General features: G+C 63.4%; 16 protein-coding genes and 3 pseudogenes. 8 read left to right on the forward strand and 11 right to left on the reverse strand.

From position 1 onward, the window contains the following. The first annotated feature begins 1 nt into the window (after position 1). Genes NL241_RS32835 through NL241_RS32865 form a run of 7 tightly spaced genes read left to right on the forward strand, consistent with a single transcriptional unit; the run spans position 2 to position 7,350 of the window. Complete coding sequence (locus tag NL241_RS32835; protein WP_494396198.1) at positions 2–1,567, forward strand: ATP-binding cassette domain-containing protein; 1,566 nt, start codon at positions 2–4, stop codon at positions 1,565–1,567. Next, positions 1,564–2,415 carry an ABC transporter permease gene (locus tag NL241_RS32840; RefSeq protein WP_494396199.1) on the forward strand — a complete coding sequence of 284 codons (852 nt, stop codon included), beginning with the start codon at positions 1,564–1,566 and terminating at the stop codon, positions 2,413–2,415. Before NL241_RS32835 ends, NL241_RS32840 begins: the two co-directional genes overlap by 4 nt. Positions 2,416–2,418: 3 nt before the next feature. Further along, positions 2,419–3,414, forward strand: a complete 996-nt coding sequence (locus tag NL241_RS32845) for an ABC transporter permease (protein ID WP_494396200.1) — start codon at positions 2,419–2,421, stop codon at positions 3,412–3,414. Between the two features lie 12 nt (positions 3,415–3,426). Then, positions 3,427–4,377 (forward strand): allantoinase PuuE, encoded by a 951-nt coding sequence (gene puuE / locus NL241_RS32850; RefSeq protein WP_494396201.1) that lies wholly within the window; start codon positions 3,427–3,429, stop codon positions 4,375–4,377. Next, the gene (locus tag NL241_RS32855) at positions 4,374–5,873 is read left to right on the forward strand and encodes an amidohydrolase family protein (RefSeq protein WP_494396202.1); all 1,500 of its coding nucleotides are present in this window, start codon (positions 4,374–4,376) and stop codon (positions 5,871–5,873) included. The genes puuE and NL241_RS32855 overlap by 4 nt, the downstream gene beginning before the upstream one ends. Then, positions 5,870–6,757, forward strand: a complete 888-nt coding sequence (locus NL241_RS32860) for a sugar kinase (RefSeq protein ID WP_494396203.1) — start codon at positions 5,870–5,872, stop codon at positions 6,755–6,757. Before NL241_RS32855 ends, NL241_RS32860 begins: the two co-directional genes overlap by 4 nt. Next, positions 6,754–7,350 (forward strand): bifunctional 4-hydroxy-2-oxoglutarate aldolase/2-dehydro-3-deoxy-phosphogluconate aldolase, encoded by a 597-nt coding sequence (locus tag NL241_RS32865; RefSeq protein ID WP_494396204.1) that lies wholly within the window; start codon positions 6,754–6,756, stop codon positions 7,348–7,350. The genes NL241_RS32860 and NL241_RS32865 overlap by 4 nt, the downstream gene beginning before the upstream one ends. 419 nt (positions 7,351–7,769) lie before the next feature. Here NL241_RS32865 and NL241_RS32870 read toward each other — a convergent pair whose 3' ends face one another. Both NL241_RS32870 and NL241_RS32875 read right to left on the reverse strand, forming a co-directional pair. Beyond that, positions 7,770–8,054, reverse strand: coding sequence for a hypothetical protein (locus tag NL241_RS32870; RefSeq protein WP_494396205.1), 285 nt, complete (start codon positions 8,052–8,054; stop codon positions 7,770–7,772). A 211-nt stretch (positions 8,055–8,265) separates the two neighbouring features. Then, on the reverse strand, positions 8,266–8,457 hold the full coding sequence (locus NL241_RS32875) for a hypothetical protein (RefSeq protein WP_494396206.1): 192 nt from the start codon (positions 8,455–8,457) through the stop codon (positions 8,266–8,268). Between the two features lie 201 nt (positions 8,458–8,658). On the opposite strand from NL241_RS32875, the gene NL241_RS32880 reads away from it, so the two are divergent. Continuing rightward, on the forward strand, positions 8,659–8,868 hold the full coding sequence (locus NL241_RS32880) for a hypothetical protein (RefSeq protein WP_494396207.1): 210 nt from the start codon (positions 8,659–8,661) through the stop codon (positions 8,866–8,868). A gap of 931 nt (positions 8,869–9,799) precedes the next feature. Here NL241_RS32880 and NL241_RS32885 read toward each other — a convergent pair. The 9 genes and pseudogenes from NL241_RS32885 to NL241_RS32925 form a co-directional block, all read right to left on the reverse strand. Further along, positions 9,800–9,970, reverse strand: a pseudogene (locus NL241_RS32885) (antitoxin VbhA family protein); the annotation flags it as partial. A 531-nt stretch (positions 9,971–10,501) separates the two neighbouring features. Further along, entirely contained in the window at positions 10,502–11,590 is a 1,089-nt protein-coding gene (locus NL241_RS32890) for a hypothetical protein (protein WP_494398459.1), read from the reverse strand. Between the two features lie 483 nt (positions 11,591–12,073). Further along, positions 12,074–12,481, reverse strand: a pseudogene (locus tag NL241_RS32895) (TniQ family protein); the annotation flags it as partial. 8 nt (positions 12,482–12,489) lie between these two features. Next, positions 12,490–13,599 carry an AAA family ATPase gene (locus tag NL241_RS32900; protein ID WP_494396208.1) on the reverse strand — a complete coding sequence of 370 codons (1,110 nt, stop codon included), beginning with the start codon at positions 13,597–13,599 and terminating at the stop codon, positions 12,490–12,492. Next, complete coding sequence (locus tag NL241_RS32905; RefSeq protein WP_494396209.1) at positions 13,599–15,728, reverse strand: TnsB C-terminal domain-containing protein; 2,130 nt, start codon at positions 15,726–15,728, stop codon at positions 13,599–13,601. Before NL241_RS32905 ends, NL241_RS32900 begins: the two co-directional genes overlap by 1 nt. Beyond that, positions 15,728–15,910: a hypothetical protein gene (locus tag NL241_RS32910; RefSeq protein ID WP_494396210.1), complete on the reverse strand. Its 183-nt coding sequence runs from the start codon at positions 15,908–15,910 to the stop codon at positions 15,728–15,730. Before NL241_RS32910 ends, NL241_RS32905 begins: the two co-directional genes overlap by 1 nt. Continuing rightward, positions 15,907–16,572 (reverse strand): TnsA-like heteromeric transposase endonuclease subunit, encoded by a 666-nt coding sequence (locus NL241_RS32915; protein WP_494396211.1) that lies wholly within the window; start codon positions 16,570–16,572, stop codon positions 15,907–15,909. Before NL241_RS32915 ends, NL241_RS32910 begins: the two co-directional genes overlap by 4 nt. Before the next feature lie 475 nt (positions 16,573–17,047). Beyond that, positions 17,048–18,199, reverse strand: coding sequence for a TniQ family protein (locus tag NL241_RS32920; protein WP_494396212.1), 1,152 nt, complete (start codon positions 18,197–18,199; stop codon positions 17,048–17,050). 413 nt (positions 18,200–18,612) lie between these two features. Then, positions 18,613–19,004: pseudogene (locus tag NL241_RS32925) on the reverse strand (DUF1990 family protein). Positions 19,005–19,775 lie beyond the last annotated feature (771 nt).

The raw sequence follows: 19,775 nt of genomic DNA on the forward strand, positions 1-19,775 counted from the left end.
GATGGAACTTGACAATGCGGCGTGTGAGGTGCATGGGCTTCGGGTCAGCCTCAGCGGGAACGAAGTTCTGCACGGCATCACACTGAACATCGCCCCGCGCGAGATCGTGGCGCTGGTCGGGGAATCCGGGTCCGGAAAGTCGGTCCTGGGCGCCACTTTGATGGGCCTGCTTCCCGAATCAGCGGACCCTCACGTCGCCGGCCGCGCCGCGGTCGCGGGAACGGACATGGTGGCTGCCCGCGACGCCGAGCGCCGACAGGTCCGTGCCGGCGCGCTCGGCGTTGTGTTCCAAGACCCGATGTCGTCGCTGAATCCGACCATGAAGGTGCACCGCCAGATCGCCGAGGCTGCCGGCGACAAGTCGGCTGTATGCCGGTTGCTGGAAGCTGTGGGGCTCGAGGCCATCGTGTCCCGCCCGGACGCCTATCCGCACGAGCTCTCCGGCGGGCAACGCCAGCGGGCCATGATGGCGATGGCCATTGCCCGCGATCCGGCCCTGGTGATTGCCGACGAGCCCACCACCGCCCTCGACGTCACGGTGCAAGACCAGATCCTGAAACTGCTACTGCGCCTGCGGGAGACGCAAGGGTGCTCCTTCCTGTTCATCACCCACGATCTGGGGGTCGCCGCTGAGATCGCCGACCGAATTGTCGTGATGCGGCACGGTGAGATCGTCGAAACCGGCTCGGCCCGTGATGTTCTCACTGCTCCACAACACGACTACACGAAATCTCTACTGGGCTCCCGGTTGACGCTGCAGACTAACCGCACCCGTCCGCTTCCATCCGGCAGGGGGACCGCCGTGCAGTGGCCGCAGCAGTCGTCGACGACGCCGTCAGGACACATCAGCGCTGACAACGTGACTCTGCGTTACCGCGGGCGCGCTCAAGCCGCGTTGGACGCCGTGTCCCTGCGCGTCGACGCCGGCCAATCTGTCGCCATCGTCGGCGAGAGCGGCTCCGGGAAATCGACCCTGCTGCGGATCATGGCCGGATCCCTGACACCGACCTCGGGCACGGTCACCCGCGAGGGGACCAGCCAGGTGGTCTTCCAGGACGCGGCAGCTTCGTTGACGCCGTGGATGTCGGTGGGCACCCTGCTACGAGAACGCCTACGCAACGCTCGTGTGCCACGAGCTCAATGGGACACCGAGATCAGGCGCGCATTGAACGTGGTCGGACTGGAAGAGTCGATGGCGGCGAAGAAGCCACGGGCGCTGTCCGGCGGGCAGGCCCAACGCGCCGCGCTCGCCCGCGCGGTGGTGGTGCCGCCCCGCGTACTGCTGGCCGACGAGCCGACCAGCGCACTGGACGTCTCACTGGCCGCCAATGTGCTGAACCTGCTGGGTAATCTGCGCCGCGAGTACAACCTCGGTTTGGTCTTCGTCACCCACGACCTGGCGGCCGCCCGCTTCATCGCCGACGACATCGTGATCCTGCGTAACGGCGCGGTGGTAGAGCGTGGAACAACAGTGGAGGTGCTGCACTCCCCCAGCGATCCCTACACCGCAGCCCTGCTCGCGGCGATACCGGGCGCCACACCGGCTCGGGAGGAGGAACTCCGATGACCGACATCACCGCTGCCGTCCCGCGCAGCCGGGTGAGTTCGCTTGTCCGCCAGAAACACAACACCCGCGACCTCTTCCTGATGAGTGTGTTCGCCGCAGTGGTGATCTTCGTGCTGGGGTACAACCTGCTGGGGCCCGTCGACCCCACCGAACCCGTCGGCGCGGCGTTCCTGGCACCCAGCGTCGAGCATTTCGCCGGCACCGACGCCGTGGGTCGCGACGTGTTCGCGCGCATCATGGCCGCTGCTCAGCTCAGTCTGATCGCGGCCGTGGTGGTCATCGTGGCCAGTGTGCTGGTTGGGACGGTGATCGGTGCAGTGGCCGGAGCAGCGGGTGGCATCATCGACTCGATTCTGATGCGCTTCACCGATCTGTTCCTCTCGTTGCCCGCGCCTGTATTGGCGATCGCGGTTGCCAGCGCATTCGGCCGCTCGTTCGAGATCACACTCTTCGCCGTCGCAGTCGTGTGGTGGCCCTTGTACGCGCGCATCGTCCGCGGCGAGGTGCGCGCAATGCTGGCCCGGCCGCACGTCGAAGCGGCCACCGCCAGCGGCACCGGCCGGGTGGGTGTGGTGCTGCGGCATGTGCTGCCGGGCGCCATTCCGCCCGTGGTGGTGGCGATCAGCCTGGACATCGGCATGGTGTTCACCACGCTGGCCGGGCTGTCGTTCCTGGGCCTGGGCTCCCCGGAACCAAGTCCTGAGCTTGGCGCCATGGCCGCCCAGGGGATGAGCTATCTACTGAACAGGTGGTGGATTCCGGTGATGCCGGCGCTGATGGTGTTCGTTCTGGCCTATTCGGCCAACCTTGCCGGCGACGGCCTGCGTGACATCCTCGGGAGGCGATGAGCCATGGTCAAACTCATCGCCAATCGTGTGCTGGCACTGGTATTCGTGCTACTCGCGCTCACCGCGCTGCTGTTTGTTCTTCAGAACTTCTCCCCCGTGAACCCGGTGCGGGTGCTGCTCGGGCCGCAAGCCTCCGAAGCTGCGCAGCAGGCCACGGCCGCGCGACTCGGTCTCGACCGGCCCATCTGGGAGCAGTACGTCAGCTACCTGGCCAACGTGGCGCGAGGCGACTTCGGCACCTCCACGCGGACCAACGCGTCAGTGGGCGCCGATCTGATGATGCGCCTGCCCGCCACCGTGGAGCTGCTGGTCACCTCGATGCTGATCATGATCGTCCTGGCCGTCGTGATGGCCTACACCGGCGCGGCCCGCTGGAAGATCGGCGGACTGGTTCGCGGTGCGCTGACTGCGCTCGGGTCCGCCCCGGCGTTCCTGCTCGGTCTGCTGGCCATCCTGTTATTCTCCAATCAGCTCGGCGTGTTGCCCGGTAACGGCCGCACCTCGTTCGGGCCCGCAGCGAATGGCTACACCGGATTCGTCACCCTCGACGCTTTGCTGATGGGCCGATTCGACATCTGGTGGGATGCAGTGCTGCACCTCGCGCTGCCTGCCACCTGTATCGCGCTGACATCGGCTGTCGCCGTCGGCCGCGTGCTGCGCGGCGGGCTCCTGGACAGCTTCTCGGTGCCCTACACCCGCACCGCGTTCGCCAAGGGCCTGACCCGCTCCGAAGTGATTGTGAGACACAGCTTCCGCAACAGTCTCAACCCCACCTTGTCGATGCTGGGACTTCAGTTCGGCGTGCTGATCGCCAGCGATATCGTGGTGGAACAGGTGTTCAGCTGGCCCGGCATGGGCTCCTATCTGGCGCAGGCCATTCCTGCCAATGATTTCCCCGCCATCGCGGCGATCACCCTGCTGCTCGGCATCGGGTTCGTATTGGTGAATCTCTGCGTCGATATCGCCCAGATTCTTGTTGACCCGCGCATCCGTGCCTGACGAAGGAGTCCGATGACTCAGCTGTCCGACTACCCCCGCGACCTACGCGGCTACGGGGCCACCCCACCCAACCCCAACTGGCCCGGCGGCGCCCGGCTGGCAGTGCAGTTTGTCATCAATCTGGAGGAGGGCGGCGAGAATTCGGTGCTGCACGGGGACCGGCAGTCCGAAGCATTCCTGACCGAGGAACCGACGTCGCCGCTGGCCAACATCCGCAACATCAACGTGGAATCGCAGTACGAGTACGGCACCCGTGTCGGGTTCTGGCGTCTGCAGCGACTGTTCGCCGAGCGCGGGCTGCCCGTGACAGTGTTCGGCATCGCCGCCGCGCTGCAGCGCAACCCGGAGATCGTCGCGGCGGTGCTGGAGCAGGACTGGGAGATCGCCTCACACGCCCTGCGCTGGATCAACTATGCGGAGATGAGCGAGGACGACGAGCGGGCGCACCTGAGGCAAGCGATCGCCTTACATGAGCAGGCCACCGGCTCCCGCCCCACCGGCTGGTACACCGGCCGCATGAGCGTCAATACGCGCCGCCTGGTGGTCGAAGAAGGCGGCTTCGACTACGACTCAGACTCCTTCGGCGACGACCTGCCCTACTGGGTGAACGTCAACGGCACTGCCCACCTGGTCATTCCGTACACGTTGGACAACAACGACGGCCGCTACGTCAACACCTATGGCTTCCAGTCGGAGAGCTTCTCGGCCTACCTGGGCCGCGCTCTTGACTTCCTGCTGGCCGAAGGAAAGCACCAGCCGCGAATGATGAACGTGGGTCTGCATCTGCGGTTGTCGGGCCGGCCTGGCCGCGCCGCCGATCTCGAGCGGTTCCTGGACCGAGTAACCGAGGCAGCACAACGTTCGGAGGTATGGGTGGCGCGCCGCCTCGACATCGCCGACCATTGGCGTGAACAACACCCGGCTGAGCGTTACCTGCCCGACGCCAAAGATCTCCGCCGATGACCATGCTGTTGCGCGGGTTGCGGCTTATCACCGACGGCGGCGCATGGCCGGTCTTGAAGGACATAGCACTATCCGACGGGTGCATCACCGCGGTGGAACCCACCGGGGTGCTGCCTGATGAGGGCGAGGTCATCGACATGGACGGCGCCCTGGTGCTGCCAGGTCATGTCAACGCCCACGCCCACAACCACGAGCTCTATCTCAAGGGCACCGGCTGGGGACTGCCACTGGAGCCCTATATCCTGGCCAACTCCCCACACGCCCCACTGGGCAGCGGCCTCGACGATGACGCCCTGTACGACCGGACGCTGGCCAGCGCGCACGAAATGATCCGCAACGGCATCACTTCTGTCGCCGATGACGTGATACACCCTCGGATGACACCCGAGGCCGTGTCGGCCGTACTGCGCGCCTACGACGACAGCGGCATGCGCGCGACGGTCAGCCTGATGGTCGAGGACAGCCCGTGGCGGCGCAGCATTCCGCTGCGCGGTGCGCCCGCGGATTTCGACGCGACGCTGGACCGGCCCCCCCACACCCCCGAGCACGCGGTAGCGCTCTACCGCGATCTGTTCGAGCAGTGGGCACACTCAACGCGCGTGCAACTGATGGTGAGCCCGTCGGCCCCGCAACGGTGTTCGCCACAGTTCCTGCACCAGCTGGTCGGTCTGGCCCGTGAGTACAACGCTCGGTTCCACGTACATATCCAGGAAACGCTGGCCCAACGCGCGCACGGCCCGGCGCTCTTCGGGGGACGGTCGATGATCCGCTTCATGTTCGACGAAGACCTCCTGGGACCGGAAACCATGATCGCGCATGCCATCTGGATCGACGACGCCGACATCGCCGCGATCGCCGAGGCCGGCGCCACCGTAGTGCACAATCCGGTCAGTAACGTCAAGCTCGGCAGCGGAGTGGCTCGGGTCCGTGACCTACTGGATGCCGGTGTCAACGTCGCGCTCGGCACTGACGGTCTGACGTGCAATGACGCGCTGGATATGTTCGAGGTGAGCAAGGCCGCAGCAACCCTGAGTTGTCTGGCCTCCACCGAACCACAGGCCTGGTTGACGCCCTCCGAAGTACTGACTGCGGCCACCCGTTCAGGCGCAAGGGCCATCGGCCGGCCAGATGACGGCACCATCACACCAGGCGGCGCCGCCGACCTGACATTTCTCGACCCGGCGAGCTACTCGTTCGTCCCACACAACGACGTCATCAGCCAGACCATCTACTCGGCGCGCAGCAGAGATGTCACCGACGTCATGGTGGCTGGACGATTCCTGCTCCGAGACGGCCGGCACGCTGACCCGTCGGTCGCCGACACCAAGCGGCGCGTGGTCGCCGCTGCCGATGAGTTCTGGACCGAGGCACGGCCATCGCTCATCGAGAATCACCGGCTACAGCCCTACGTCGATGCCGCGTATGCCGAAGCCGTCAAGACCGTGGCCAGCGACCCCGCCACCCCGTACCGGTTGATCCCCCCCGTTCAGCGATGAGCATTGATCTGTTGTGCGTCGGGGAGACCATGGCGATGATCACCCCGGTCGATCCCCAATCGTTACGCACCGCCACCAATTTCCGTATGCACGCCGGGGGCGCCGAATCCAACGTCGCCATGTACGCCGCACGCGCCGGCATGACGGCAGCGTGGCTGAGTCGGCTCGGCGCCGATCCCATGGGATCCCGACTACTAGACGCTATCTCCGCGTCTGGGGTGCTCGTCGAGCATGTGGAACGCGTCGCGACCCACCCAACCGGGCTCTACCTCAAATCCGTCGAGGACGGTTGCACGCAGGTCTTCTACTATCGTCGCGGCTCAGCTGCCTCCACCTTGGACCCCGAAGTGCTCAGCCGCGTCAACCTCAGTGATATCGGCGTGGTGTTGTCTTCTGGCATCACCGTCGCCCTATCCGAATCATGCCATCGGCTGGTCGACGCAATCGCCCACTCCCCCGCTCGCTTCGCCTTTGACGTCAACTACCGCCCGACTCTATGGCCCGCCGCCACCGCAGCCGCGGTGCTGCGACCGATCGCCCAGCGCGCCGACATCGTATTTGTGGGCCTCGACGAGGCGAACACGCTGTGGCACAGCACAACCCCTGATGACGTTCGGGATCTCTTTCCCGACGTCGCCCGTGTGATAGTCAAGGACGCCGACGTCGGCGCCACCGAGTACAACGACGACGGCTGTGTCTTCGCGCCGTCACCCGCCGTTGAAGTCGTCGAAGCCGTCGGCGCCGGCGACGCGTTCGCCGCCGGCTACCTGACAGCCGACTTCGACGGGCTAAACGCCTTGGGACGGCTGCAGCGTGGGCACCAGTTCGCCGCGCGCGCACTGACCACCACTGCCGACGTCGCCGATCATGAGGAGTACCGATGACGTTCGATGACATCTTCACCGGTAGCCGGGTGATGGCCATCTTCCGCGGCCTTTCTGTGGCCAAAACGCTCGACCTCGCCGAGCGAGCCTGGGATGCGGGCGTCACTGTGCTCGAGGTGACCGTGCAGGATGCCGAAGCGATCGACGCGCTACGCGCGACGGTCGAGGCGGGTCGCGCGCGCGACCGAGTGGTCGGGGCAGGCACCGTCACCTCGGTAGGAACAATGCGCGCGGCGCTCGACGCTGGCGCCGACTTCACCGTCAGCCCTGCATTCAATGCCGACCTGGTCGACGCCCACAGCGAAGTGGGGATCCCGCACCTGCCGGGGATCGCGACGCCATCTGAACTCGATGCCGCGCTGCGGGCCGGATGCTCATGGGTCAAGGTGTTTCCGGCCGCACCCTTGGGTCCCGGCTGGTTCAGCGCGATGCGGGGGCCGTACCCGCAGGCAAAATTCGTTGCGACAGGGGGCATCATGCTGACCGACTGCCGGACTTACCTCAACGCCGGTGCCGACGTCGTCGGTTTGGGCACTGCCATCGCGGCCAAGGATGCCGCGGCGCATATTCGGGCACTGATCGACGAGGGCTGACCGTCGCAGTGTGTCAGGTTTCTGCAGCGCGAACATGATCGATGCACCGCGCACCGTCGGTGGGGGGTTGGTCACCTGCTGCGGTGTGTGTGGACTTGTGCGGATCGATACCGATGACGATCATGAACTTGGGTTCCCTTCGCCGAATGGATGGGAATCCGCGGCGGACAATCCGACTTCAAGTACCTCTCACAGCAGCCTGCGGTCACGCCTGTCTTCAGTCACACCGCGAACGCAGACCGGAGGGGTGACACACCCCGCCAGGGTCAACCCGCACCGTGGGCGACAGGAATTACGTGAGTCATTCCTCCGGTCTGCTACGACACGCTACGGGCTGCAATTCCACTCACCATGCCGTGACACCCGTATAAGTCGGGAATTACGCGACGGCGGGTGAGGAATACGTGACGGACAACCCCTCAAAACTGGGGAAATACATCACCGCTGACACTGTGGGCGGTGGTCATCGCGTCGATTCCTTTGCTCGCGAACTGGACGATGCCGAAGACCAGTAGCGCTGCCCCAATGATCCCGAACAACAACCCGAGATACATCGCGAGTCCACCAAGAAGCGCACCCACTGGGAGCAAGATCAACCCGACGACGCCCGCGATTATGAGGGGTAACCCGCGTCGTGGAGGCGTGACGTCACCACCGTTCGCCGATGCCACGGATTGCTCGTATTGCGACGACGGGTTTGTCATCTGTTCCCCCCGGTGGATACCTCGACTCCTTAGTTGCCAGGAATATAGCGGTGCGCTCTCCCCGCCGTTACACGTCGCCGCAGAGATATTTGAAAACGTCAGAAGTTTGACCCCATCAGCCCGGAAGTGAGTGGCGCAGCAGGTGGCTCAGGCTCGTCGTCGGATGATGGAAAGGCCTCTATCGGCCGCAGCACGACGTAGAGCCACATGATCACCGCGTGAAGTGGTCAGGACTCACGCCCAGGCGCTTGCGGATGCTCTTCTTGGACTCGACCACGAGCACCTTGCCCTTGATTCCGAAGTTATGCCACATGGCCTCGTTCAGGACTTCAGATAGGAACGGACAGCTGCTGAAGTGCGTGATGATGCCCAGCTCGACGCCGCGTGAGTAGAGATAGATCATTTGCGAGCGGAGGTTGTGGCTCGTACTTTTTCCTGGCGTGCGCGGTGGCGGCGTGATGCTGCACCTGTGGTGGGTCACGTGCCGAGATGCTCGAGGTAAAAGACGGCGACTGCAAGAACGGTGGGGCTCGGTGGTGGGGTGAGGGCGTCGCGAGTCATCAAAGGTGTTGCGTCCGGGCTGGGGATGGTCGGGGGTTATCTGGTGTGGTTGGCCACCGTCATGCTGGTGGTGGCGGCGTTTCCGGTGGAAGCCTGGGCCGCCGCCGGCGTCACGGGGTTAATTCTTCTTGCGGTGACGGCCTTCTGGTTTGCTCGTTGCAGCGCTAATGCAGCAGTGCGACGGGCACTATGGTGGTCTCCGGCGTTGCCCGTGCTGGCGTGCGTGTATCTGACGGTTGTCGTGCTCACGTGAGCGCGAAGGGCGTCTTCACCGAACGGCGGTGAGCACGACGTATCGGCGTAGATGTGCAGTGACGATGCTGTTGCTCGTTTGGAGGAAGGGTTTCGATGGATGGCCAGCATCACACATTTCATGCGTCCTGGTCGCCGGAGGACGGCGAGTACGTCGCCCTGGTCGATGAGTTCCCCAGCGTGTCGTGGCTCGCGCCCCAGCGCCGCCGAGGCAGTCGCCGGCACCGAGAGCCTCGTCGCGGACATTCAGACCGACATGCTGCAGGCCGGGCAGTCGCCTCCTCGGTCGCATTTCTAGCGCGGGTAGCTAACGGCGCCTGGATTGGCGACGACCTTCTCTCCGCGCCGCAAGCGTTCAGAGAGGGCGTCGCTGCCACGGAAAAGCCCGTTGGCAGCTGGCACTGCCAACGGGCGGGTTCCCGCAGGAACGTGTCTTGGCGACAGACCGAGTGTAACGTCGCGCCGCGCAACTGATGTCGAACTTCGGCACCGCGGGTCGCCGCCGGGCTGCGCACGCCGCACCGAACGCCCGCGCGCCGTCTTAGTTGAAGCGGATTCCTTTCGCGCGCAACCTCCCGCAAGGGCCTGTGGTGATTAGGACTAGCAGTCAAATTCCAGATTCATGAGTTGGCAGCGGGCCTTGCCCGACTTGGCCACTCAGCTCCTCACAAACTGGACAACGTGAGCGAGGCCGATGACCCGCAGCGCTCCTGACAAGGCATCAGCGAGCAGTGTTCTCTCGGATCGGCGTGCGCGGCATTCGTTCGAGGTAGTTCCGGGCCCAATTGGTCGGAACAGCGTCTCACGGCGAGCCGGTGAAGGCGCAACGGGTGGCTGCCGGGAAGGGGCGCGTGAATGGTCACGCCGAGGCGCAACTGAAGACAAACCGGTGCGCAACGCCGGAGCGGGACCCACTGCGCTAGCCGGCCGGCGTACCGGCGTCTGACACGTTCACCCAATTCCGCAGCAGTGATCATTCCACGGGCGTACGCGAGTTGATCGGCACGCGTGACAGCAGTGCTGCTCGCACCTGCTAGCCCGCTGCTTCGGCGCGCCGCGCATATTGCCTTGGCTCTGCGCTTCCCCTCCTCGTATCCGGTCATCGCCTATTACCTTCCCTTCGCTTCGTACCGTTTCACCCCATGACACCGCCGACAGATCCAGACCCGAAGCCGGCCCCGGCGAGGAAGTAGACGATGGCGATCTCCACGAGTTCAGTGCAATTCTGCCTCGTCGGAAGATGGGAACTCGGTGTCTCGGCCCACGTCTCGGGTCCACGGGTCCCCAGCCCTGTCGACGATAAGGCTTCGGTCCATGGCCCAGTCCTTGTCAGGGACGCCAATGAAGAGCGCGGACACATCTGCCCACCGCCGCCACGTCCGACGTGACGCAACGACGGGTTGACTCGAATGACATGAATGGAAACCACCACTCATGACTGGTCCCGTTCCGAAGGCAACAGCCGTATCGCGATTACCGCGGCGCCCTTGCGCATCTTGGCCAAGCCTCTAGTCTTCTCCACTTGCGACTTCTCGCGTACCACTCCGTACACGCTCTACTAGTAGGTCATTCTAGCCATTGATCTGCCCCGATGTCGGCGACTCGGGGAGCAATCACGGCTGTCGATGACCGCGTTAAGAGACAGCTGCAGCCGGCGTGTCAGCCCATCGTGATGAAACGGGAAAATTCGCGTTTCGTACCGACACAAGATCGATGGGATGCATGGCAAGGAGGTGACGGACGGCAAAACTGCTGATGTCGAACTGCGCTGCCAGACGGCTGACTGTGGCGGACGGTCGAAGACCTGCTCGTCGCAACGCGGAAGCGTCAACAGATTCGAGGTCTATGCCGGGTAGGTCGAGGTCGTTGACGATGCCTAGAGGAGGACACCAACTAACGGGCTCCCGAATTCCTTGCTCAGTCAGGAACGCGCAGGCCTCGCGCTCCAATCGCTCTGCAAGACTAGTCGACAGCCAGAACGGAAACGCTCTGATCGCCTCCACATTCGATCGAACCTGGTCGATCCGCAACGGAGCTCGGCGGTCATCTATCGCTAGAGCGCTGAGCCGCTCGAAGAGGTATGCGCGAGCCGCGACTGCTTGGCGGCGCATCCGAGTCTGACCATGGCCTGTTTCGCAACAAATCTCAGCCCATGCGTCATCGCTCAAGAGATTTCCATAGTCGAGATCACGGCGACGTTGATACTCGATTGGCGAGCCGTTCGAGCAAAGAAAGTCGCTGAGGCGTGTGATTGCGGCATAGACAACATCTCCCCTGGGGGCCTCGTGCAGCTCCTGGAGACTCATGCGAATGCGATACGGCGGAACGTTCAGCCCGATTGCCCGGAGAACCTGAGGTACAGGCGCGGCGGTTCCCACGAGAAGCAGTGCCGCAGCCATCATCTCGCGGTGGCGGGGCCGAACGACCTGCCTAGGACCCATCAGCCGGACGGTCCACGGCGGCCATAACGTCGCGGCTACGCGAGGCACAAGATCACCGAGACGAGTATGTGCCTTGCTTGGCAGCCCAGGATTGACCGTCGTTGCGCGGCATCGCAGCGACGCAAGCGGACTCAGGAACTTTCCGTGCGCCTTGATTAGTAATGCACCCATCAGCTCGTTGTCCCGGCTCAGCTCGCGCTCAAGCCCATGGCGGATTCTGCCATCCCCGGTGACCACAATTCGCGCGCGTTCGGCGGCCGCATCTATGGTCGGTTCGTTCACTACGGACAGTGCCCACGCTACAGCCGCCGCCATCTGAAAGGAGGCATCAGGCGGCCAAAGAAAGCAGGGATTGCGCGGAAAATTGTGCTCCTTTAGCCATGAACGAAGCGGAGCGGACGCAATTTGCGAAGCCGTCTGCTCCGTTACGTCCTCCAAGCCCTTTCCGGCCGCATACGAGAAGTATCGTGCAATCAGAGCCTTCAGGTCGGCGAGCGCCCGATGCGCTGAGATCGGTCGGTCCCCGTACACCGGGAAGTTGGCTCGATCGTCGTCGATAATTCGCAGAATTAGGTCCTGCGCGGTTACGACGTCGGGTCGAGCCGCGAAGGTTAGCTCTGCAGCCGCAGACAGGTTGTGCGCACATGCGGTGGTCCTCGGGATGGCACCCGAGCACCTACCTGGGATTGGAACCGAGCTGTAGGGCTCAAGGACTTTTCGTTGCCGGCGCCCACATTCCGTACATGAGTCGGCGAGAAGGATCTCGTGTGACACACATGCGAAAGACCACCCGAGGCGCCAGCTCAGCTGCCACCGGCCGGCTGTCTCCCCGAGACATCTTGGACAGTACCGAGACCAGCTCCTGACGCCGAAGGGGAATGCCTTGTCCAACGTTGACGTGCCCGGGACGATCCGTAGCGCGGTCCCGTCGAACCGTTGGAGAGTCAATCTTGTTGATACCGTGGTATCAACCCCGGTCGCTGTCGCAAGCGCGATCTGCTCGTCCTGACTCAGCGAGATCAGCCATTTTGGCGGGTTCTGACACCGCAGGCCGCACGCCTCGACCAGATCCCCGAACGGAACGTTGTACCGATGGGCGGCGGTGTACTCCAACCAGGAGTCGATGGCCTCCCCAGGCAACGGAGCGACGCGCAGCGGCAGCGTACGGGTCATAACGCCGATTACCCTGCGCAAGCGGCACGTTCATAGTGTTGAAGCAGCGGCTTTGAGCGTGGTCGAGAACCGTGAGCTCGCAGTATCTCCTGGTAAGCAAGCTCGGCGGCACTGTCGATCTCGATAGAGGCGAAGAGTTTCTTGGTGAGCCTCTCGGTGCCATCGATGATGGCCGCGGCGCAGGCGCGCCGGATGAGAGTCATCATTGATCCGATGTGCCCGGTGGTGCGGTCGTGAAGATAGTCTGCATTCTGCAGCAGAACACCTTTAGCTGAATGGGCCAGCACGATTTCATCTTCGATGTTCACCATCAGTTCCGCCCAATCGTGGGTGCCCTTCGCATAGGCGGAGAACGGCAGCGTTGTCGTATTGCGAAGCGTCTGGGCGAGAGGTTCTTGAATGGTCCCTGCCTTCAAGATCCCCCGCTCGGCGATACCGATGCCCGCCATCACGATGGTCACCGGGAATTCGTTCGCGATGAACTTAAAGTGATTGTTGATCTCGATGCCGCCGTCGCGCTGCCATTGCAGGAAGTGGATGTCGTCGACGATCAGCAGTCGGGTTTCGCACAACCGGATGAGTTGCAGTGCGCGCCGGCCGTACTCGTCGACGTCGGTGGGCCGCCGTCCGGGATGGCCGTAGAAGTCACACGCCGCGCGGTTGAACGCGGTCATGCCGGTATTGCCGCGCATCCCAATGCGTAGTACAGAATTGCGTTGGTCGCCGGCCGCGGTGAGTTCGCCGTGGCGCTTGATCTGGAGTTTCTGGAATGCACGCCCGACGGCGAATAGGGTCTGTGACTTGCCGAGGCCGGGATTACCGTCAATCGCGACCGCATCTTTGGTACGCCACCCGTCTTTGGTGTCGGCTTCCAGAATGATCTGGAGTTTGCGCTGCACGGCCTCGCTCTGCGGCGTCTTGAAAAGGCGCATGTTGTTATGCCAGTCGCAGCGCCGAACGAGGTACTCGTCGGCGGCGTCCTCGCTGAGGTTGTGGATTCTTCTGATCGAGAGCTGTTCGGGGCGTTCGCGTTTGGGGGCGTTCACATACTGGTTCCATCCTTCTTTGCCGGCGAGGGTGACGTTGTCCAAGCCGGCCATGGCGGTGTCGTCAGTCATCAGAGGTCCTCCATCACGCGGTAGTCGGCGACGGGTCCGTCGTCGAAGGTGTCCTCGTCGTCGTCGTCCAGTTCGTCTTCGAACGCCTCGATCGACGTCATCGGCGGCGCGGCTGCCGTCTTGTCGGCGCGGCGCTTGAGCTGCTCCCGCTCCGCGGTTGCCTTCTCTAAATCCGCTGCAAGCGCGGAGGTTTCGCGGGCCAATCGCAGCGCAGCCTTGCGCGCATCACCATCAAGGGCCGGGTCGAGGTGTTGGCGCTTGAGGAGCGCGGCCAGCGCCAACCTTTGGTCGACCGGACCTGTTCCGAGCCGCACCAGGGCTTCGGCGAACTTCAGCCCGTCCTCGGCCAGCGGTAGCTCCATGGCTTTGGTCATGTTCCAGTGCAGCGGTTGCCAGTCATGGGTGAACTTGTCGTCGAAGAAGTAGACGGTGCGGACGTCGTCGGGGTTGACGTGGATGGGCCACCGGTGCCCCTTGGCGGGATAAGGGCTGGGCTCCCCCGTCCGGTAGCCGTCGAGGATGTCACCTGAGTAGATGCGGTTGGCGATCTGGAACCCGGCAGCCTGCCGGTGTCGCCATTTCACGTCGAGAAATTGGTATGCCAGCGAGGGGTCGCGGGGTGCCTCGATGAACCCGGCGCGGGCGATACCGTGGGCGTACATCCGGGCGGGTGACATGCCTAAATTCCAGATGCCGGTCTCGCCGATACCGTCGTGGGGTTTGTGGTGATAGTAGACGGCGATCCACTGCCGCAGATGCGCTTCCATCTCGTCGATGAAGAAGGTGGCGTCCTTCTCCGGGTGGATGCCGCGCGAGTAGACGTCTGAGCCCTTGTAGCCCGGCAACTCCTGCAACCACCCAGCACGTAGCGTCTCGAAGAACCGTTCGACTGGGCCTTTGTCGTAGGGCACCCCTAGGCGCGCCGGTGCGATCGAGGTACCTATGGCCCGGCACACGCTGTGCAGATGCGCCCCGACGAAGATCTTGGCGTGATCGACAACGAGGTTGTCGGGGAAGATGGCGGGGGTGGCCGCGAACACGCTGCCGGAGTCGAGGTGGCCGTGCTCGACGAGGATGTTGCGCGGCTGGCCGTGCGCCGGCCACAGGGCCTCCTGCGGCCATCCTGGTCCCGCTGGCTTGGGATGGAAGCATTCGTAGATACAGGCAGCGGCGTCGATTGCCCGGGTGGTCGGGGTCAACCGCAGACCGATGATGCATCGGCTGTACCAATCCATCACCACGGTGAGGTCCAGGCCCACCCAGCGCAAGGTGGCACGGTCCATGGCGTACACGTCCAGCCGTGTGGTGTCGATCAGGACATACTCGCCGGGGCGTGTCGGCACCAACATTCCGTACACACCTTGCGGTCTGCCGGCGACGTCGCGGATGTGCTTCGCGGATCCTGTGAACAAAGGCTCGGACCTGTCCTCCAGCACCAGTATTCGGTTGGCTGTGGCGTCCGAAGGCAGTTGAATGCCTTCGAGCCCGAACCGTGCGTTCGCGCGGGCATTGGTGTGTGCGATGACCAAGGTTTTGGTCGGTTTCGACATGTAGGTGTACTCGGCCTTGACCTCGCGGGCCGTCTCCAGCCAGCGTCGATCCTGGCGGCTGCCCAACCCGGGTGCGACGGCCCGCTTGGGAATCAGCCCGGCCTCGCCGAACCGTTGATACTGGTCACGCCACCGGTACAGCGTCCGTGGGCTCACCTGCATCTCTTCACACTTGGCCGACACACGTTGTCTCATGGGTAGACCGGGCCGGTAGGCAGCGCGCGGCTCCCCCGGGGCCGCCGTCTCCGCACTGCCCGAGCGATAGCCGGTTTGCAGTTCCCGGAGGTGGGCAGCCTGCTCCCGCGCAGTTCGGCGGTCGGATTCCTGGGCAGCTTCCCAGCGCACGCTGACCGGATCCTGCTGCTCGTGATCCAGGGGCATGAGGTCCTCGCCGAGGATGCAGGCTCGGCTGGAGTACAGCACTTCGACCATGGCGAACCGGTGCACACTGTCGGCGCGGAGGTCTTTGGCGGCGACCTCGGCGATCCATTCGTCGCAGTACAGGGCGACAATCTCGAAGTAGTCCCCGTCCCAACGGAACCGGGTGCCGTTCCCGATACGGACTGGGTCAGAAGCCATCAGATGTGTTCGGCTTCGTCGGAGGAACGAAGTGTTTCAAAGAAGGGTTCGACCGCCGTCGCCCTGTGAGTACCCATCGTGGGCGACGCGGGCAGCAGGGCAATCCCTAGTGCTGTGCAGGCGCTGCGGAAGGTGGCGCTGATGAAGATTTCGCCGTGGTCGACAGGAGGTGGCGTGGTCATGACGGAGTCTCCAGAATTGTGGTGGGACGGAGCCGTTCGGCGACATTGAAGGTCAGGTCGTGACACCACAACAAATGCAGGAGTGAGCTACGCACCAGCCGGGCATCGTGACGAGCGAACAACAGTTCTGCATCGTGGAAGGCCAGAGCGGCCATCTCAGGACAACGTTGGCGCATCTCGGCAACGATGTCCTGGTTGATCAGCCAATCGCGGCGATACCCCGAGAGGAACCGCACGTTGTTCAGCAGATCGTGGGATGGCTCGGTGAAGATCAGGTACGACCAGCCGATGGCCTGCACAACCTTTCGGGTCCACGCACACAAGCGTTGCGTCTTCTCGTGTTCGAGTCGTTCCGCCCGTACAACGTCGACTACTACGGGGCCCTCGTCGGTGCCCAGTAGGTAGTCGAGTGTGTGGTTTACCCATTTGTCGCCGACGTGCGCGTGCAACAGGAATGGTTGAGCGACAATGTGATGCACCGTCGGGTCAAAGTCGGCGATCATGAGTGCCGCCTTTTCCAGACGCGACTCATGCGGCACCAGGTCGCGCTCTGTGGCCGACCAGTACTCACCGGAATAGTGACGTTGCCCCTTGTACCAACGGAACACCCGCATCGGCCGGCCCTCATAGAGGTCGCCGGCAACCGCCGTCACGGCTTCCACGGACCGGTTGTCACCCACCGCGGGTCGAAACGTCAGGACCGCAGTGTCGACGTCAACAACAATGTCGCTAGCCATCGTGACACCTCATGCACAAGCATGTCGATCCAGTGTGTCACCAGGATAGGCGCCACACAATGGCGCTCGAGGCAATGAAATGCCCTGTGAATGATGCCAATTCCAACTTACGGCGGTGTCGTAACATGCGATCCGGCTGAAGATTACCGTAGGCGGTAAACTTTCCACCGGCGGTAAACTGCCCAGGTATAGACGCAGGCCGAGGCGCGTAGTCCAGCTTCCCGACATGCGAACGGTGAATGCCATCGTTGCCCGACAGAGGCTCGTTAGCAGTGATGCAAAGCAGAAAGCCACTACCACCTATTGAGACTCACCTAGCGCCACCGCACCGCCGACGACGGCACGCCCACCCCAGACCCCTCCCGCTCGGTGAATATAAGCATGACGGACGGGGACGTCGTCACCGTCTGCGTCGCGACGTCCACTGTTCACGCGCCCTGCGGAATGCATCGTCGTAGACCGCACACACTTCAGGTGTCAGTAGGTCACGGACCGGGTCGTGCAGTCGCAGGAAACCACCTCGACGGGTGGCCAGCATCGTTGACTCCAACCTCGCCACGGCTTCGAATACGCTTGGAGCGCCTAGAGCTTCGATCGCCAACGTGACGGGGAGTGCGGTACCGATGAGAGCGTTGTCGCGACTACTGAGGCAGAGGTCTCTGCAGTCCGTGTGGTACTGCAGGACTAACCCCAGTAAATAGGGATCCTTTCTCGCGTCAGCACTCGTGCCTGAAGCAATCCAGCGGACGAGGCATTTGAGGTCTCGGATCACCGACACTGCATCTGGCTCGCGGCCCCCGTAGACCACGAAGTTTGTGGGCTGGCCCGCCAGCAACGCATTGATCGCGGCCTGGGCCGAGAGAAACCTGTGAGCCGGCGGGAGATCCACCGGCGCGATCTGGGTCAGATCAAATCCACATGGCTCCACCGGGTGCGCCGCCTTGACCCAACAGGCGCAGTGCCCAGGAGCCGGAATGTACGCCGCTGGGTGCGCCCGACGGCGTTGATAGCCGTCGCAGCGAGGACATCGTTCTATCAACATGGCGTGGTGTCTGATGCAGGCGAACGACCAATTCAGTCGCCAGGACAGTAGCCACCGGCCGCCGTTGTTGCGGAGACAATGTGGACAGAAGCGGGAATCTGCACGCCACCCCCACGGTGACGCTCGCAATTCACCAAGACTCGCCGTGCCAGTTGCGCTGCCTTGACCCTGTTGCTTCGGAGTCATCCCGTCAACGATGCTGATGCTCGCACCTGTTGCGGTGGCGATCTTCTCGCGCTCACTCCTGGTCACCGAGTACAGCCATGAAGCCGAGCCCCGGGGTGCCATGTCACACCAATTCGTGATGTCGCCGAGGACGACTTCGTGACGCGAGGCGGTGGACTCGAGCCAGGAGTCGAGTGCTTCACCCTCAACCGGGGTGACCCGAAGCGGCAGGGTCCGCACTGTCATAGGCGACATCTCCAGGCACTCCCGTCTGCTGAACCGCAGCAGACTGGCGACGCCACAACGTGTCGGCTTCTGATACAAGTTCAGCCGGTGCAATCCCATCAGTTCAGCGCAACTCCAGTATGTCCTACTAGTAGTGCTCCTCGGAATAGCTAGCTCCGCGCACCGTTGGCGAGGAAGTCTCAATTACCGACGGGATCTGCGGCTCGTGGTGCGACCTCGCTATGCAGACGCGTCATCCTCGCGGAAATTGAGCCAGCTGAACGACGACGTGTGGTCGGGCCGGATTTGAGGGTTCTTGCGGCTCCGCACTCAGCCACGGCTTCTCGCGGCGTGCTGTTCGAGAAACTGTGAAATTGCCTCACTACGAACGTAAGGAGTCGGCACTTCGCGTCCAGACAATCGGTAGGACGCACGCGTTGACTTCCGTACCGACCGCTTGATCGCCTGCGCGCTAACGACCACCTTCTTCACAGGGAGTTAGGTTACGGCGCTGAGCGGAATCAGGTATGCGGTCACGCATAGTAATGTCCCCGTGGTGGCCGACGGACTTCGGCGCCAGCGGGCCGCGGCGAGGCTCTCCCCACTGCGTTCGTCACTACTAGTAAAGCCCTCTTGCCACTGCGCGAAGGTATGGGTTGGTAATGCGGCGCTGTACGAGTGCTGCCACCGGCGAGTGCAACTTTGGTCCACCAGGTACCTGGTCGCGAGAAGGTGATCACCTCAGCATGCACCATCTCCGTTGCCGAATCGACGCTTACACCGAAGTACTTCTCCTCCGACTCTGGGTGCCCTCGAGGGTTCCGTAAGCGAACCCACGCCGAGTCGGCTGTTCAACAACGTAGACCACCCGGCACGCCGCATTAAGTGGGCCAAACCCCAACACGACGAACGCCCCTGCTTCCACCAACGGTGCCGAAGGGCGCAACCTGCAACCCGGATTGACGGTGCGCCTCCCACTGCATCAAGCTTGGCTACCTCACGAAACGCTGGCTGCCAGAACCGATGAGCCCCCGACGTCGCCTGCGGTGGTAACCACTAGGAAGCAGACCGTCAATGCCTGGATCGTCAGCTTCGCGGCCGTCGCGGCATCGTCGATCCCCCCTGGCGCAGAGCTGAGCTCAGGTGGTCTACATACCGCGTCCGGGCCTGAGCACGGGCGCGGTCGCCGCGACCACGCCACTCCGCGGCCGTCGACGGCTCGGCTTCATCGACGGGATTAGCGTGGCACTTCTCAGCGCACATGTCGCTGAGATTTGCGGCCTACCGGAAGCTCCAAACAGTGGGCCCTTCCCAGCTCCGTAGATGACGACTGTCGGCTTCCAATGAGCCTGTCCGAGCGGATCGTAATCTGAACTGCGCCGGACCGTTTGCAGTGAGCCCTAGCAACCTCGCGGGCCGCCGCGGCACGCATGAAGCCCCTCGAACCAGATCACATATGGGCGGACACCTCGCCGTGCCGGCAGTTTTCACACCGCGCCCGTGCGCTCCATACAGCGTCTGGATCATGGCCTGAGAACGCCGACCGATCATCTCGTTACTCGAGCAGTCCGAACTCCCGCGACAGCGGGTCACTTGTGCATCGCCCTCTAGCCACTCGAACACCTGCGTCAGATTCGCTGCATCGCACCGAGTTTCATCAGCAGTTTTCCATAATAACAACAACCTGCGAGATCCA

Source organism: Mycolicibacterium sp. SMGY-1XX (assembly GCF_059132455.1).

What these genes read in the sequence shown, in the direction of transcription:
- NL241_RS32835 (WP_494396198.1), top strand. Translation starts at nt 2, where the DNA reads ATGGAACTTGACAATGCGGCGTGTGAGGTGCATGGGCTTCGGGTCAGC.
- NL241_RS32840 (WP_494396199.1), top strand. Translation starts at nt 1,564, where the DNA reads ATGACCGACATCACCGCTGCCGTCCCGCGCAGCCGGGTGAGTTCGCTT.
- NL241_RS32845 (WP_494396200.1), top strand. Translation starts at nt 2,419, where the DNA reads ATGGTCAAACTCATCGCCAATCGTGTGCTGGCACTGGTATTCGTGCTA.
- puuE (WP_494396201.1), top strand. Translation starts at nt 3,427, where the DNA reads ATGACTCAGCTGTCCGACTACCCCCGCGACCTACGCGGCTACGGGGCC.
- NL241_RS32855 (WP_494396202.1), top strand. Translation starts at nt 4,374, where the DNA reads ATGACCATGCTGTTGCGCGGGTTGCGGCTTATCACCGACGGCGGCGCA.
- NL241_RS32860 (WP_494396203.1), top strand. Translation starts at nt 5,870, where the DNA reads ATGAGCATTGATCTGTTGTGCGTCGGGGAGACCATGGCGATGATCACC.
- NL241_RS32865 (WP_494396204.1), top strand. Translation starts at nt 6,754, where the DNA reads ATGACGTTCGATGACATCTTCACCGGTAGCCGGGTGATGGCCATCTTC.
- NL241_RS32870 (WP_494396205.1), bottom strand. Translation starts at nt 8,054, where the DNA reads ATGACAAACCCGTCGTCGCAATACGAGCAATCCGTGGCATCGGCGAAC.
- NL241_RS32875 (WP_494396206.1), bottom strand. Translation starts at nt 8,457, where the DNA reads ATGATCTATCTCTACTCACGCGGCGTCGAGCTGGGCATCATCACGCAC.
- NL241_RS32900 (WP_494396208.1), bottom strand. Translation starts at nt 13,599, where the DNA reads ATGACTGACGACACCGCCATGGCCGGCTTGGACAACGTCACCCTCGCC.
- NL241_RS32905 (WP_494396209.1), bottom strand. Translation starts at nt 15,728, where the DNA reads ATGGCTTCTGACCCAGTCCGTATCGGGAACGGCACCCGGTTCCGTTGG.
- NL241_RS32910 (WP_494396210.1), bottom strand. Translation starts at nt 15,910, where the DNA reads ATGACCACGCCACCTCCTGTCGACCACGGCGAAATCTTCATCAGCGCC.
- NL241_RS32920 (WP_494396212.1), bottom strand. Translation starts at nt 18,199, where the DNA reads ATGGGATTGCACCGGCTGAACTTGTATCAGAAGCCGACACGTTGTGGC.